The organism is Natrinema pellirubrum DSM 15624 (genome assembly GCF_000230735.2).
GTDB lineage: Archaea > Halobacteriota > Halobacteria > Halobacteriales > Natrialbaceae > Natrinema > Natrinema pellirubrum.
This window is the reverse complement of sequence record NC_019962.1, coordinates 1,584,609-1,598,261: the sequence shown is the minus strand read 5'-3', so window position 1 is coordinate 1,598,261 and position 13,653 is coordinate 1,584,609. Positions and strand designations below refer to the sequence as shown.

Annotated in this window: 16 protein-coding genes; 9 read left to right on the top strand and 7 right to left on the bottom strand. The window is 64.6% G+C overall.

The window, feature by feature from the left end; genetic code table 11:
* Positions 1–111: 111 nt before the first annotated feature.
* A complete protein-coding gene (locus NATPE_RS22145) occupies positions 112–891 on the top strand; it encodes a hypothetical protein (RefSeq protein ID WP_015298890.1) in 780 nt (259 codons plus the stop codon).
* A gap of 302 nt (positions 892–1,193) precedes the next feature.
* On the opposite strand, the gene gvpO is transcribed toward NATPE_RS22145, so the two are convergent.
* Genes gvpO through gvpA form a run of 3 tightly spaced genes read right to left on the bottom strand, consistent with a single transcriptional unit; the run spans position 1,194 to position 3,083 of the window.
* On the bottom strand, positions 1,194–1,727 hold the full coding sequence (gene gvpO / locus NATPE_RS23215) for a gas vesicle protein GvpO, halophile-type (RefSeq protein WP_006182096.1): 534 nt from the start codon (positions 1,725–1,727) through the stop codon (positions 1,194–1,196).
* A 39-nt stretch (positions 1,728–1,766) separates the two neighbouring features.
* On the bottom strand, positions 1,767–2,792 hold the full coding sequence (gene gvpN, locus NATPE_RS07785) for a gas vesicle protein GvpN (protein WP_015298889.1): 1,026 nt from the start codon (positions 2,790–2,792) through the stop codon (positions 1,767–1,769).
* 6 nt (positions 2,793–2,798) lie between these two features.
* Positions 2,799–3,083 (bottom strand): gas vesicle protein GvpA, encoded by a 285-nt coding sequence (gvpA, locus tag NATPE_RS07780; protein ID WP_006182094.1) that lies wholly within the window; start codon positions 3,081–3,083, stop codon positions 2,799–2,801.
* 229 nt (positions 3,084–3,312) lie between these two features.
* Between gvpA and NATPE_RS07775 the strand changes: the two genes are divergently transcribed.
* The 8 genes from NATPE_RS07775 to gvpM all read left to right on the top strand — a co-directional run bounded on the left by NATPE_RS07775 (position 3,313) and on the right by gvpM (position 8,051).
* Complete coding sequence (locus tag NATPE_RS07775) at positions 3,313–3,936, top strand: GvpL/GvpF family gas vesicle protein (protein WP_006182093.1); 624 nt, start codon at positions 3,313–3,315, stop codon at positions 3,934–3,936.
* Between the two features lie 2 nt (positions 3,937–3,938).
* Positions 3,939–4,193, top strand: coding sequence for a gas vesicle protein GvpF (gene gvpF / locus NATPE_RS07770; RefSeq protein WP_006182092.1), 255 nt, complete (start codon positions 3,939–3,941; stop codon positions 4,191–4,193).
* Positions 4,193–4,792: an Hsp20/alpha crystallin family protein gene (locus NATPE_RS07765; RefSeq protein WP_006182091.1), complete on the top strand. Its 600-nt coding sequence runs from the start codon at positions 4,193–4,195 to the stop codon at positions 4,790–4,792. The genes gvpF and NATPE_RS07765 overlap by 1 nt, the downstream gene beginning before the upstream one ends.
* On the top strand, positions 4,789–5,721 hold the full coding sequence (locus NATPE_RS07760) for a hypothetical protein (RefSeq protein WP_006182090.1): 933 nt from the start codon (positions 4,789–4,791) through the stop codon (positions 5,719–5,721). Before NATPE_RS07765 ends, NATPE_RS07760 begins: the two co-directional genes overlap by 4 nt.
* 101 nt (positions 5,722–5,822) lie before the next feature.
* A complete protein-coding gene (gene gvpJ / locus NATPE_RS07755; RefSeq protein ID WP_006182089.1) occupies positions 5,823–6,419 on the top strand; it encodes a gas vesicle protein GvpJ in 597 nt (198 codons plus the stop codon).
* Positions 6,416–6,760: a gas vesicle protein K gene (locus tag NATPE_RS07750; protein WP_006182088.1), complete on the top strand. Its 345-nt coding sequence runs from the start codon at positions 6,416–6,418 to the stop codon at positions 6,758–6,760. Before gvpJ ends, NATPE_RS07750 begins: the two co-directional genes overlap by 4 nt.
* Positions 6,757–7,701: a gas vesicle protein GvpL gene (gene gvpL / locus NATPE_RS07745; protein WP_006182087.1), complete on the top strand. Its 945-nt coding sequence runs from the start codon at positions 6,757–6,759 to the stop codon at positions 7,699–7,701. The genes NATPE_RS07750 and gvpL overlap by 4 nt, the downstream gene beginning before the upstream one ends.
* Entirely contained in the window at positions 7,698–8,051 is a 354-nt protein-coding gene (gene gvpM / locus NATPE_RS07740; protein ID WP_006182086.1) for a gas vesicle protein GvpM, read from the top strand. The genes gvpL and gvpM overlap by 4 nt, the downstream gene beginning before the upstream one ends.
* A gap of 82 nt (positions 8,052–8,133) precedes the next feature.
* On the opposite strand, the gene NATPE_RS07735 is transcribed toward gvpM, so the two are convergent.
* The 4 genes from NATPE_RS07735 to NATPE_RS07720 form a co-directional block, all read right to left on the bottom strand.
* Entirely contained in the window at positions 8,134–8,349 is a 216-nt protein-coding gene (locus NATPE_RS07735; RefSeq protein WP_006182085.1) for a hypothetical protein, read from the bottom strand.
* A gap of 399 nt (positions 8,350–8,748) precedes the next feature.
* Positions 8,749–9,792, bottom strand: coding sequence for a Gfo/Idh/MocA family protein (locus tag NATPE_RS07730; RefSeq protein ID WP_015298888.1), 1,044 nt, complete (start codon positions 9,790–9,792; stop codon positions 8,749–8,751).
* 365 nt (positions 9,793–10,157) lie between these two features.
* Positions 10,158–11,219: a zinc-dependent alcohol dehydrogenase family protein gene (locus NATPE_RS07725; protein WP_006182082.1), complete on the bottom strand. Its 1,062-nt coding sequence runs from the start codon at positions 11,217–11,219 to the stop codon at positions 10,158–10,160.
* Positions 11,220–11,911: 692 nt separating this feature from the next.
* Positions 11,912–13,219, bottom strand: a complete 1,308-nt coding sequence (locus NATPE_RS07720) for an MFS transporter (protein ID WP_006182081.1) — start codon at positions 13,217–13,219, stop codon at positions 11,912–11,914.
* Positions 13,220–13,653 lie beyond the last annotated feature (434 nt).

Below are 13,653 nucleotides of genomic sequence, written 5' to 3'. Positions count from 1 at the left end.
ATGATGGGAATCCCATAAATTGTGTTCGATTGACTGATCGGGTTGAGTAGCGTGTTCCGTATCCTAGATATTTTTGATGAAAGGATCTATAGGAGATATTGAGTTACTGAAATGGCAATTAGACCTGTTGAATCTGCTGAGGAAATAGCTGATATCAATATCGACCTACTTGCTGACGAAGTAATTGGAAAGGTAGCTGATAAATATTCAGTATCAACAGATGATGCAGTAAAGTACCCGAATGTTGAGCCAAATTACCAAATACAGCCTATTTTGAAAACACCGAAAATCGATCCAGGTGATGAAATAGTACTTGATATCTACGTAGCCGGATATGGGGTGCCCGATATAAACAGACTTTCAATTCACCATTCTTTAGATAATATTCTTGCAGAAGAACAATTTCCCGCTGAGTTACAATCCGGCTTCATAGGGGAAATGACCGATGATTATGAAATACCACGACTCTTACGAGGAGAGCCCGCTTCCCGGCTTGGATTGTTAAAGAATGTTAGCTTTTTAGGTCCTGAGGTGAGACTCTTTATCCCGAAAGTAGGATTTGCTGATGACCCAGGTATAAAAAATGGAGTCTCATATAGGGACCCAAGTGGGGTAGAGGGTTACCCAATTCCGATTCTTGAATCGTTCGTAGATGATTACCCGCCACTTCAGTTAAGAATTAATACGAAGAGTGCGTCAGTGCTAAGTAGGAATTCATATAGCGGTGACTACCCGATTAATGTGACTTTTCTCTATGGTGATGATGGGTCAGTAGAACTCAGTAATGGATCTGTGAACGTACATGTCCGAAATAGAACGGAACGATACTGGTGGCTACCAGCAGGCATCATCATTATATCTATAATCTCGCTCTTGGTCCAAGTTGTTTAAATAAGAAAACAGTCGGTATTTCCCGTATTCCTTATTCATCTCATTTCCCCCTCTGAGGTTGCACATCGGCAAAATCCGATTCCCCAATATGCACACGAGCTATTGGACAGCGTGTATACATCGATCCTAGAATCTCCTGCTCTCCGGTCGTTGTACTGAGTTTCCTGACGGTGTTTATACCCAATATCGGTCGAGCAATCCGAAAACCCGAAGAATAGCGCGACGTGTGTACGACGACGAGATGATCCAGCGACGGCGTTGTCACTCGAGCCGGCTCGACTCCACCCTCGAACACGATTTAGTCACTCGAACTGGGCGGTGTCGCCGCGCCGGTAGCGGTCGACCCGGCGGTAGCCGTGGACGGTCGCGCCGGGATCGAGTTCGATCTCGTAGCGGCCGATGATGTCCTGGGTGTCGGGGACGGCTCTGCGTTCGACGACCTCGACGACGGCGCGCCAGCCGTCGTCGGTCGGCGAGATCTCGCTGACGCCGTCGAACTCGTGGCCGATGAGTTGGCCGGCGGTCGACTGGACCGTCTCGCGAACCGCGAGGATGCCCGCGATCTCCTCCTGCTCGACGTCGACCTCCTTTTCGACCTCGTCGGGGTCGGTCATCTCGTCGGCGGTCATGTGGGTCGTGCCGCGGGAGCGGGGCTCCTCGATCTCGTCGCTCTCGCCCTGTTCCTCCTCCTGACTCGCTTGGCTATCGCTCACTGTTGGATCACTCTCGTCGTGTTGGTAGCAGAAGCCGTCCTCGCCGGCCGGCCGCGAGCAGCGCTCGCCGTCCTCGGTGCGGGCCTTGCACTGCGCTCGTGATTGCGTGTCGGCTTCGGCCATGGTTTGTCGTCGGTGTTCGTTCGATCGCCGCCCTGCGGCTCAGACCGTCTCGGCGATTTTCGATCGTAGTTCCTCGATGTCGCCGCCGTTCCCGCCGGCGACCTTCGGCGCGAGGACGTCCGTGAAGACGTGGGTCAGCGTCTCGTCGTCGAACTCGCCGTCCCCGTCGTGGCCGTCGAAGACGGTCAGCCCCCGCGCGGCGGTGATCGCCGCTCGAGTGCCGACGACGATCTCGAGTTCGTCCCGGAGCGCCCGCGTCTTCGCGACGATGGCCGCGATATCGTCCGCGGAGAGATCGACGTGTGCGCCGACGATCTCGCGTTCGGTCTCGTCGTCGTAGTAGTCGACATGGACGCCGATGAACCGATCGAGCAGGGCGTCTTGCTGTTCGTGGACGCCCGCGTACTCCACGTCGTTCGAGGTGAGGATCGCCCGGAACTCGGGGTGGACGTCGATCGTCCGGTCCTCGCCGCGCTTGCCCGGCCGCTCGAGAACGCCTTCCTCGAAGACCGAGAGCAAGACGTTGTGGGCGGCGGGGTCGCTGCGGGAGAACTCGTTGTAGACGAGCGTCGCACCCTCCCGGACGGCCACGGAGAGGGGGTTGTCGACCCAGCGCTCGCGGACGATCTGGGTCTTCTTGTCGACGCCGCTGACGTACCGGTCGTGTTCCTCGTAGCGCTCGCCGCCGGCGTGGGAGCCGACCAGCGCGGCGGTGTCGACCGACTCGTCGCCGTTGAGCCAGACGACCGGGCGGCCGCGCTCGGCGGCGGCCGACAGGGCAAGCGCCGTCTTCCCGCAGCCGGTCGGCCCGATCAGGTGGACCGGCTGGTCCGCCTCGAGCCAGCCGTTGATCCGATCGCGCAGCGACCGGACCGCGTCGGTCTCGACGAACGGCTCGGGGACGACGTCTTCGGGGTCGGAAAGGGGACTGTCGCCGTTGCGTTCGCCGACGCTCGATGCCGTTCGCGCGAGCTTTTTCTTCGCTTTACGACCTTCCTTCTGCTCGCGACTGGCACGGATCTTCGTGCCGCGGACCGTTCGCTTGCGCGACGTGTCGTCGGCCATGGGGAGTTACTCCGCCGACTTCGGCGACGACTCTGGGCGGGGCTCGACCTCGAGTTCCTCCAGCTCGTCGAGGTCGCCCTCCGCCGTGGCCTGCTCAATTTTTGCGATCTCCTCCGCGTAGTGCAGGAAGGTGTCGACCGAGGCGACCACGACGCGGGCCTCGATGGTCAGGAGTTCGATCCCGACGACCGAAATCCGCGCCCAGACGTCGATGACGACGCCCTTGTCGAGGACGCGGTCCAGTACCTCCGCGAGGCTCGAGGAGTCGGGTCTGCGTTGTGGTTGTGCCATACACCACCTCTTCAGCGGGAGTTCGTAACACGGCTTGGACTGCGACTGCAAGCCAGGGGGAGCGGATCCCTTGCCGCCGCGACCCGGGTGGACTCACCGGCAGGAGAGCGATGAGGGCTGCGACTGCAAGCACCACGGTAACCCGGGGCGGTGGTGTAGCCCCGACGACGATACTCGCGTACTCCCGCCCAGCGTTCGGACGAGTACCGCTATCGCCCCCACTGAAACGATGAGTAATCGATACGTCTACGGCGTCGTCGAAGCCGACACCGTCGAGTTCGAGACCGAGGCCGTCGCCGGTGCTGAGCGGGTCTACACCGTCTCGCATCGCCGGCTCGGAGCGGTCGTGTCGGACATCGACACCACCGACCCCGAGGAGACCGACGAGGACGCACAGCGCCACGACGAGGTCCTCCGCGAGATCATGGACTACGACGGCGGCACGACCGTCGTCCCGATGCAGTTCGGCATGGCCTTCGAGAGCGACCGGGCACTGAAGAACGTCTTGCGTGGTGCGCGACCCGCGTTCCGGCGCGCGATGGGCGACATCGAGGGCACGGTCGAACTCGGGCTCAAACTCGTCAGCGAGGACGGGGCCGACGTCGATCGCGAGGCGATCGAGGCCGAGGTCGCGGACCGCCTCGATCCGATCGCCGCACAGGCGGTCGAGAACGACCTGTTTAGCGACCGGCTCGTCTTCAACCGCTCGTACCTCGTCGCCGAGGAGGACCGGGCGGCGTTCGACGACGAGATCGCTCGCTTCGAGGACGATCACGACGAACTCATGGTCAGGTACACCGGGCCGTTCGCACCGTACAGCTTCGTCGACGTGAAAATCGGCGCTCAACAGTAACCATGTTCATCCTCGACGACCTCCTGTTCCGACCGTTCGTCGGCATCGTCAACGCCCTCCACTCGATCGCGCTCGACGAGCTGTACGATGTCGAGGCCCTCGAGGCCGACCTCAAGGAAAACCAGCTGCTGTACGAACTCGGCGAGCGCGACGAGGACGAGTACCGGCGTCGCAAGGAGCGACTCGAGGCGGACCTCGATGTCGCCCGCGACGTTCACGAGCGGCTCTCGAGCGGCCGCGTAGAGGTGAAACGATAATGACCGACAGCACCCCCGACGACCGTGACCGGGACGAATCGGCCGACGACAGCGACTACGAGAGCGACACCTGGCTCTCGAGCCTGCTGTCCGCACTGGAGTCTCTGGAGGGCGACGCGGCGTCGACCTCGGGCCGTCGCCGGAGCGACCGGGCGGTCTTCGATTACGACATCTCGATCCGGTCCGGCGACGATCTTACCGACGACCCATCGCCGTCGGAACGGCGTTCGTTCGGCGGGTGGCCGGGCGAGGGGACGGCCGGCCGCGATCGATCGCGAAAACGCCGCGTTCGGTCCACGAGCCCCTCGAGCGATCATCACGTCGCCACCCGGGAACACGAGGACGAACTGCTCGTCACGGCGGACATCGCCGGGGTCGATCCGGCGGACGTCACGGTCGGGTTCGACGACTCGATGCTCGTCGTCGCCGTCGACGGGACCGAACTCGATCGGGTCGAGGTTCCGTGGGAGGAGCGGACCGCCGAGGCCGAGATGAGAAACGGCGTACTGACGGTTCACGTCCGAGCGCAAGCGGACGACGCTGCGACTGACGACGGGACGGCCGCCGACGATGGGACGGACGGCGGAGGCGACACATGAGCGACGCCGAGTCCGAGGAGCGTCTCGAGGCGCTGGTCGACGACGCGATCGAGAGCATCGGCCGACTCGAGGGGACGCTCGCGGACAGCGAGACGATCGACGACCTCGACGACGACACCCTCGAGACGGTCGTTGGCGACCTCGATACCCTCGTTCGGGTCGCCGAGGAGGCCGCCGAACTGCTCGAGGCGATCGACGTCAGTGAACTGCCCGACGCGGTCGACGGGGACGAACTTCTCGACGCGATCGAACTCGGGGAGATCCCCGACGCGGTGATCGACGAGGAGACGGGCGCAACCGACCTCGTCGATTTCACGGCCCTCCTTGACGCGATCGATCTCCTGAACGCCTGGAACGCCGCGGACCTGACCGACGTCTGGGAGAACAAACGCGAACTCGACGACGCGCTCGGGGACCTCGAGAGCGGCGACGACGCGGGGATGCTCGAGGACGCGGTCTCGGACGTCGCGAACGGCGGGGACGACGGTGAGGGCCTGCTCAGTGACGAGGGGGACAGCGTCCTCGACAGCGGCATGGACGCCGGCGCGGCGGCCAAGGAAGCGCTGGGCGACATCGACGTCGCCGAGGACCCGGAGGCCTACCAGGTCGCCATCCAGCAGCAGGCGATGCGAGGTATCGACGCCTTCCGGGCCGCCTTGCTCGAGACCCACGAGAAGTTCGAGCAGTTGTACGAGTTCAACCGCGAGAAGATGCGCCGGCAGGACAGGGGGACGAACTCGCGGAACCCGACGGCGTCCTCGACGATGCCCGTCGACCGGCGCGATCTCGGCGGCGGGGCCCGCTACTCGACGGTGCCCCAGGACGTGAAGCTCTCGACGGCACCCAGTCGCAAGCGGATCTACGGCCGCCGGTTCGAACTCGAGCGCGAACGGCAGCGACAGAACGAACGACAGGAGAGCCAGCGATGAGCCGACAGGAGACCCAACGATGACAGACCCACCACTCCGCCGACCGACCGACAGCGAGGTGAGTGCGACGACCGACTGCGCCGCGGTGACCCGTTCCGGAGGTGATCGCAGTGCCCGATGACTTCCAGCCCAGCCGCCAGAAGGCCGACTTGGCCGAGGTCGTCGAGATGCTGCTCGACAAGGGGATCGTCATCAACGCCGACATCGCCGTCTCGATCGGCGACACCCAGCTACTCGGCGTCCAGGTCCGGGCCGCCATCGCCTCCTTCGAGACCGCGGCGAAGTACGGCCTCGAGTTCCCCGAGGGAACCGACATGCGCCGGGTCGCAGAGGCGGTCGACGACCCCGCGATCGCGGAGCAGGACCGCCCGAACCCGGTGATCGATCCGACCCGCGGCGTCAACGTCACAGCCGAGGACGACGCCGACGGTGAGGCGGCCTCGGCGGACGACGGGCGAGGCGGCGAATCGACCGAGAGCGAGTTGGCCGTCGGCGACGCGGAACAGGTCAGCGAACGGCTCGGTGCCAGACCCGACCCCGAGCGGCCCACCAGCGGCGGGTTCGATCTGCTCAGTGACGACGAGGCGGACTCGAGCGATGCCGATTCAAGCGGCGACACCGACTCGAGCAACGAGGACTCCGAGGGCGATGCGGCCGCACCCGAGACGGAGGAAGAAACGGGAGGTGAGGAACCGTGACGGCGATCGACGTCGGCGACGGCGAGGACGCACGGGACGGGCTGATGACCTTGGTCATCGCGGTCGTCGAGATCCTGATCGACGCCCTCGAGCGCGAGGCGGTCCGGCGCATGGAGTCGGGGAACCTCACCGACGAGGAGATCGAGCGGCTGGGCGGCCAGCTCGCCAAGATCGAGACCGAGATCGAGCGGCTCAAAGACGACGAGGAGATCGAGGACGGCGTCGACGATCTCCGAAGCGATCTTGACGGGCTGGTCAACGACGCGATCGAACAACTCCACGGCGAACCAACGGCGACGACGAAACCCGGCCACTCCGTCTTCGGTGGTGAGTCCGAATGAGCGACCACGACCTCGAGGACCCCGCCGACCGGCTCGAGACGATCGACGGGGCGGGGACCGCGGAGCCCGCCGACGTTCCCTCGATCGACGAGGGGCGGTACCTCTACTGTCTCGTTCGGGCCGACGGGGACGCCACGCTCGAGACGACCGGCGTCGACGGCGAGCCGGTCTCGGTCGTCGTCGAGGACGGCATCGGTGCGGTCGTCCACGCCTGCGACGGCATCTACGACTCGGGGGACCTCGCCCAGATCCGCCGCTGGCTCGTCCGCCATCAGACGGTGGTCGACGAGGCGGGCCAGGCCTTCGGCACGCCGATCCCCTTCCAGTTCGATACGATCCTCCGGGGCGACGACGACGGCCTGCGCGAGTGGCTCCGCGAGGAGCGGGGGGTCTTAGAGCAGGCCCTCTCCGGCCTCGCTGGCCACTGGGAGTACCGCGTCGAGGTCGTCGAGATCGACCCCGTCGACGACGCGGCGCTGATCGAGCGCGACGACCGCCTGCGAGACCTCGACGAGCGGATCGCCGACGCCGAGGAGGGGACCGCGTTCCTGCTCGAGAAGCAGTTCGACCAGCGGTTGACCGAACTCCGGGCGGCTCGACGGGAGTCGGTGACCGCCGACCTGCAGGAGCGACTGGCCGCGGAAGCCAGGGAGGTCCACGCGCTCGAGCGGTCGCCGAGCGCGCAACTGTCGGACGACGTGGCCGGCAGCGGTGCGGAAGCGTCGGCTGGTGAAACGGACGACGGCGAGACCCTCGCACGGCTCACCCTGCTGGCCCACGAGGACGACGAGGGCTCGATCGGCGCGATCCTCGACGACGTGGCCGCGACCGACGGCCTCGAGGTCAGGTTCACGGGGCCGTGGCCGCCGTATACGTTCGCACCCGAGCTTGGGGGCAACGGCGACGGAACCGACGGCGAACACGCGAACCCGAACCCATGAGACCGCGAAAGGACGACGAGAGCCTCGTCGACGTTCTCGACGTGTTGCTGCGGGACGGGGCAATCCTCCGCGCGGACGTGATCGTCTCGATCGCCGAGATCCCGCTGGTCGGCATCAAGCTCACGGCGGCGATCGCCGGCATGGAGACGATGAACGAGTACGGGCTCTTCGAGGACTGGGACGCCCACCGTCGGATGGCGGCCGCCGGTCGCCGCACTCACTACGACGATCCGAACGCGGAACGGGAGGATACCGAACCGGACGCGGCCCTCGAAGGGCTCGAGGAACTCGGGATCGGCAGTTCACACGCCGGCGTCGACGAGACGGAGAACGGCACCGGGAGAGACTGAGCGGGAACCGAACGGGGTCTGCACTCTCGGTCGGCGAGATCGGTCGTTTCGCGGTCGGACGCCCCCAAACGGGGGCGATGGGTCAGGCGTACTTCGGGCGCTCGGTCGTGTGTTCGACCTCGCCGGTGACGGTCTCCTCGTCGCGGTCCTCGTCGTAGACGTACTTCCCGGTCGCGCCACAGAGCGTACACTCGTAGGTCTCGGAGATTTCGTTGATCATCTCGCCGTCCTCGAAGTAGACGCGGCTCTGCGTGATCTGCAGGAACTGGGCGGTCTCGCAGTTAGTGCAGGTGATCATACCCGTTCGATAGCCACGACCGGTTGTAGTTATCCGGCTTGTAACCGAAAGCGACGGGAAGCTATCGCCCTCTTACCCCGGTCTCGGGCGCTCGAGGTCCACCGTGGCGATGCCGCCGATGCTCCGGCTCCCGCACGGCCGGGTAATAACTCCGTAATCACTGGACAGAAGCGGGAACGTCGAACGATGAGTCCGTGGCTGTTCGACGGACGAAAACTCGTCTTTCCTGACGAAATACTGCAATTACTGGGCACCGATTCGGCGGCTTCCATCCGATGTCGATCCGGGCTCGAGGTGTCGGCGCGACCTGGGGAACTCAGACGGTCTGCTGTACGTCATTTCCGGTGCGACCATAGGCTGTGTCGCGATCGTACCGGTCCATCGGTACAGCAAACCGTATCAGTCGCCGACGGGGACTCGCGTCCCTGTCCTCGCTGCCTCGTAGGCTGCTTCGGTCAGCGCCGTCACCCGGAGGGCATCCCGGACCGTCGCCGGCGGCTCGGTCCCCTCACGGACGCTCTCGAGGAAGGCGTCGGCCCGGGACTGCTCGCCTCGGGGATCGACGTAGGGCGCGTACTCGCCGGCGTCGGCGTCGATCTCGCGGACCTCGCGGGGGCCCCACTGGGTCCCTTCGAGGTAGACCGCGCCCGCATCGTCCCAGAGGTGGACGTGTTCCCGGACAGACGGCGCGTCGCCGTGGAAGGAAAACGTCCCGGTCGCGCCGTTCTCGAACACGACGTCGAGATGAGCGCGGCGGTCGACCCGGCCGGCCTCGTCGTGGAAGTCCATGCTAGCGGCGACCGAGGCGGGCTCGAGCCCGGTCGTCCAGAGAACGCCGTCGAGGACGTGACTCCCGGTGTCGTAGAGAAAGCCGCCGCCCGAGAGATCGGGGTCGAGCCGCCAGGTGCCGCGGGCATCGTCGATCCAGTCCTGCGTGATCGAGGCGGTCACCCACTCGGGGTCGCGATCGGGGTCGGCGAACCGCTCTCGGGCCCGTCGAAACGCCGTCTGAAGGTGGCGCTGGTAGCCGACCATCACTGTTCGGTCGCTCCCCTCGACGCGGTCGGCGAGGCCCCGGGCCCGCTCGAGATCGGTCGTGAGCGGCTTGTCACAGTAGACGTGACAGCCCCGCTCGAGGGCGGCGACGACCTGTCCGTAGTGAAGGGTGTGCGGCGTCCCCACGAGGACAGCATCGAGGGCCGCCTCGTCGAGCATCGTCTCGTACTCGACGAACCGGCGGTCCGGGGACACCCCGAACCGGTCGCCGACCGCCTCGCGGACTGAGGGCTCGAGGTCACAGATCGCGCCGACGGTCGCGTCCGCGTGGCGGTGGAACTGTCCGCCGACGGTCCTGCCGATGTAGCCCAGCCCGACGATGCCGATCCGGACCGGTCCGGAGTCGATGGCGTCGCTCATGGGGACCAACACGGCGTCAAGTGCCATCCCTTTGGAACCGTCGCAGGCAAGCCCGGACTCGACCCGGTAGGGGAACCGGGCCGTAGTAGCCGGCTACGCCGACGTTAGACGCCGCCTGCGTCTGCTTCGAGGTGGCTACCGGTAACCAAGTGGCTGCATAACAATGGCCACTGCCTGCATTGTCCGGCCTGCGGGGAGGAAAGGCCCCGCCGGGTACGTGTTCGGTCAACGGCGACGCGCTCATCAGCCGATTGCGTGCGTTCGTGCCCGGATCGCTCGGATGTGGACTCGCCCCGCTTCGAGTACGCTCATGTCTCTCACGCCCAGGGCGGTTCCCGCCCCGCCCGGGGTTTCCGACGCTCGAGCCGCCAGCGGCGGCTACCTATCGCCGGTTAGAACTCCGTGACGACCGGAATGCCGACCGTCTCGTAGTCGTCCATCGAGGCCAGCGTCTCCGGCAACTCGTCGAGCGAGAGTCGCTCGCCGATGATCTTGCTCGGCTCGAGGGTGCCCTGTGCGATCAGCTTGAACAGTTCCTCGTAGCGGACCAGCGGCATCCCGAAGGAGCCGTGGAAGTCGATCTCCTGCATCGTCATGACGTCGACGGGGAGTTCGATCTGGCCTTCCTCCTCGCCGGTCGTCAGCCCGACCTGGACGTGGCTGCCCCGCGTGCCGAGGCTGTTGACCGAGTTCTTGCAGGTGTCGGCGACGCCCAGCGCGTCGATGGAGACGTCGGCACCGCCGTCAGTAATCTCCTGGACTGCCTGGGCCGAGCTGTCGACCTCGGTCACGTTGACCGTCTCGCGGGCGCCGAGTTCCTCGGCGCGCTCGAGTTTGTCGCCGACGAGGTCGATCGCGATCGGGTGGGCTCCCAGCGCGTCCGCGATGTGGATCGCCGAGAGGCCGACGCCGCCACAGCCGTGGACGGCGACCCAGTCGCCCGGCCGGAGGTCGGCGCGGTCGGCCAGCGCGTGGTAGGCCGTCATGAACCGGCAGCCGAGGCCGGCCATCTCGTCGTAATCGACTTCGTCGGGGAGTTTGACGCAGTTGAAGTCGGCTTCCCGGACGGCAAACGCCTCCGCGAACGCGCCCTGGGAGAACTCCGACAGCCCCAGCGGCAACACCGTCTCGCAGTTGTTGGCCCGCCCCTCACGACAGTGCGGACAGGTGCCGTCCCCGAGGTGGAACGGGACCGCGACGCGGTCGCCCGCCTCGAGGGTTTCGACCTCCGAGCCGACCTCGGAGACGACGCCAGCGGGCTCGTGGCCGAGGATCTGGCCCTCCGGGACGCCGGCCCCGATCCAGTTCCAGTCGCCCTGCCAGGCATGCCAGTCACTGCGACAGACCCCACACGCCTCGGTCTCGACGACGACCTGATCCGGTTCCGGTTCGGGATAGTCGACGTCTTTGACCGCGAGCGGTTCCCCATGTTCTTCGAGTACGGCTGCTCGCATGTCCTGACTGTTCGGTCAGCGAGTACAAAAGTGTGTGCGGTACGTGACCGATATGTCACAAACCCGTATTGAGTTTCCTGCCGTTTTTCGTCGAGTCGATCCGCGGAACGGCCGCGCTCGCTTCGACCGCGAACGGGGACGACGGTCGGAGAGTGACAACCGACGCCCGATGTATTCGGCTCGACGAATATGTGTCGTGGTACACTGTATCGTATTGCCCGTCGACGGCCAGTGACCGTCAGGGCGAGCTGCCGACTCGAGCGCCCTCGGTAGAGTCATCGACTGCAGATATACCAATTCAAACTACTACTCGAAAATAGTATATTATTGTCCGATCGTCAACCGTCCAACCGACTCGGAGATCGCGGCCCGGAACGATAGCTCGCCACCGAAACCACGGTACAGCCATTCGTGACGCGATGTGCGATTACGAACTGCGACGAACTCGCGTTCCGATCGGAAACCGAACGCTGCGGAACAAATCCCCCTCCAAAACGCTGAGTAACCGGCTATACTTCGGATCAGTTTTCGAGTGGTACCGACGGACGGTGTATTCGGAGTTTCGGACAAATATAATGGGTTTGTTATATAATGATGGAAATATTGGATATGTGTTATTTTTGACCGGCTGCAGGTGTTCTCGAGACGACCCGGCCGTACCGGGCTGAACACAGCGGCCACACGACGCCGGTTCAGTCCGCCTCGAGGGCCCCCGTCGTCGAAACGTCAGGATTGCGAAGCAGCGGCGCTGAGACGACCAGCAGACAGCTCGTGACGAGGGCCGCACAGAGGACGTACGTCCACTGATACCCGAACCAGTTGTCGACGGCGGGGATCGCCACGAGCGGCCCGAGACTGAGTCCGATGTCGCCCATCACGTTGTAGACGCCGCCCATCCGCCCGAGTTCGTCGCCGGGCGTGAGGTCCCCGAGAATGGCCATCAGCGCGGGTGCGGCGACGCCCATTCCACCGCCGACGAGCGCGATCGCGACCAGCAATGCCTCGATCGTCGGGACGTAGCCGATGAGCAGAAACCCCGCGGCCATCGAGCAAAACGCCGGCACCGTCAACAGCGTCCGGTCGTTCATCCGGTCGGAGATCCAGCTCGTGCCGAGCGTCGTCGCCCCCGAGGTGAGGACGCCGACGGCCATGACCACGCCGCTTACGCCCGCTGCGCCAAGCAGTGCGATCTCGAGGTCGTAGACGTTCGCGTACCGGGCCAGCGTCGAGAGGATGATCCCGCCCCAGAGGAATTGGACGGTGAAGTTGCCGAAGCCGATCAGGAGGACGGTGGGGCGACCGGCAAGCAGCGACGGCAGTTCGCGCAGGCCTGCCGATCGGGTGTCGGTGCCGCTGTGGACGTTGGGGAGGACGAGCGTCGCGATCGTGCCGGCGATCAGCGCGAGGACGCCCGCAGCGAGGAAGGCGGTCTCCATTGTGGCGAGGTCGGTCAGGACCCCGCCGACGATGAGCCCGGTCGGGAAGCCAAGCGACTGGCCGCCGCGCATGTAGCCGATCCAGCGGCCACGGTTGTCCGCGGTCGTCACGTAGGTGATGGTCGCGAAGGCACCGATGAAGACGAAGGCGCTGCCGACACCCCAAAACAGTCTCGAGAGGACGAAGACGAGACCGGGCAGCGACACCTCGCCGAGCCCCGGAACGGAGCCGAGGACCGTCGCCGGCGCGTTCAGGCCGAGGATGTAGCCAAAGGGCGCGAGCGCCTGCGTGAAGAGCCCGAAGATCATCGGTTTCCGCGCGCCGTAGCGGTCGATAATCGTTCCGGCGGGCGTGTTCATCAACAGGCGGGCGATGCGGTTGGCCGACAGGATGAAACTCAGCATGACCGCGGAGATGACGAGTTTCTTGTCGAGTAAGGGCAGCGTCGGGAACGCGACCCCGGTCGCCACCCCACCGAAGAAGATGCCGGCGATGACCGCGAGCGCGATCGTCCGGATCTCGCCGGCTGTGTACGCGGTCTCCTCCGTCGACGCCTCACTCATCGTCGCCGCCGATCACCCAGTTCGTCCATACGCCCTCCCGTTTCGAACACGCGGTCTTCAACCTACCTAGGTCGGACTCGCCCGCCGACTCTGACAGCTGGTCTCTCGAGCGTCTCGAAAGGTAACTAAATCCGAGAGAACTCTTGAAATGGCAATAAAAATATGTACTGGCGGACGAGGTTAGGCGAGTAGATGCTCGAGTATCGATCTAGCGCGTTCAGTATCGGAAGAATGCCGAAGTCGCGGTCGGTACGGCCCGGAAGTCGCCTTTCGTCGACCGGTGGCTGGATAGAAACTGAGTGGGACGCTGGTGGGCAGGTACGGGGAGACCACTGTATCAACCACCGTACCGATCGGTTATGGGATACCTTTCAAAATACGCATATCTGTACTGCTACACGGAATTGAACCCGTTCCGCAGCTGTGAATCAACA

What these genes read in the sequence shown, in the direction of transcription:
- NATPE_RS22145 (WP_015298890.1), top strand. Translation starts at nt 112, where the DNA reads ATGGCAATTAGACCTGTTGAATCTGCTGAGGAAATAGCTGATATCAAT.
- gvpO (WP_006182096.1), bottom strand. Translation starts at nt 1,727, where the DNA reads ATGGCCGAAGCCGACACGCAATCACGAGCGCAGTGCAAGGCCCGCACC.
- gvpN (WP_015298889.1), bottom strand. Translation starts at nt 2,792, where the DNA reads ATGGCCGACGACACGTCGCGCAAGCGAACGGTCCGCGGCACGAAGATC.
- gvpA (WP_006182094.1), bottom strand. Translation starts at nt 3,083, where the DNA reads ATGGCACAACCACAACGCAGACCCGACTCCTCGAGCCTCGCGGAGGTA.
- NATPE_RS07775 (WP_006182093.1), top strand. Translation starts at nt 3,313, where the DNA reads ATGAGTAATCGATACGTCTACGGCGTCGTCGAAGCCGACACCGTCGAG.
- gvpF (WP_006182092.1), top strand. Translation starts at nt 3,939, where the DNA reads ATGTTCATCCTCGACGACCTCCTGTTCCGACCGTTCGTCGGCATCGTC.
- NATPE_RS07765 (WP_006182091.1), top strand. Translation starts at nt 4,193, where the DNA reads ATGACCGACAGCACCCCCGACGACCGTGACCGGGACGAATCGGCCGAC.
- NATPE_RS07760 (WP_006182090.1), top strand. Translation starts at nt 4,789, where the DNA reads ATGAGCGACGCCGAGTCCGAGGAGCGTCTCGAGGCGCTGGTCGACGAC.
- gvpL (WP_006182087.1), top strand. Translation starts at nt 6,757, where the DNA reads ATGAGCGACCACGACCTCGAGGACCCCGCCGACCGGCTCGAGACGATC.
- gvpM (WP_006182086.1), top strand. Translation starts at nt 7,698, where the DNA reads ATGAGACCGCGAAAGGACGACGAGAGCCTCGTCGACGTTCTCGACGTG.
- NATPE_RS07735 (WP_006182085.1), bottom strand. Translation starts at nt 8,349, where the DNA reads ATGATCACCTGCACTAACTGCGAGACCGCCCAGTTCCTGCAGATCACG.
- NATPE_RS07730 (WP_015298888.1), bottom strand. Translation starts at nt 9,792, where the DNA reads ATGGCACTTGACGCCGTGTTGGTCCCCATGAGCGACGCCATCGACTCC.
- NATPE_RS07725 (WP_006182082.1), bottom strand. Translation starts at nt 11,219, where the DNA reads ATGCGAGCAGCCGTACTCGAAGAACATGGGGAACCGCTCGCGGTCAAA.
- NATPE_RS07720 (WP_006182081.1), bottom strand. Translation starts at nt 13,219, where the DNA reads ATGAGTGAGGCGTCGACGGAGGAGACCGCGTACACAGCCGGCGAGATC.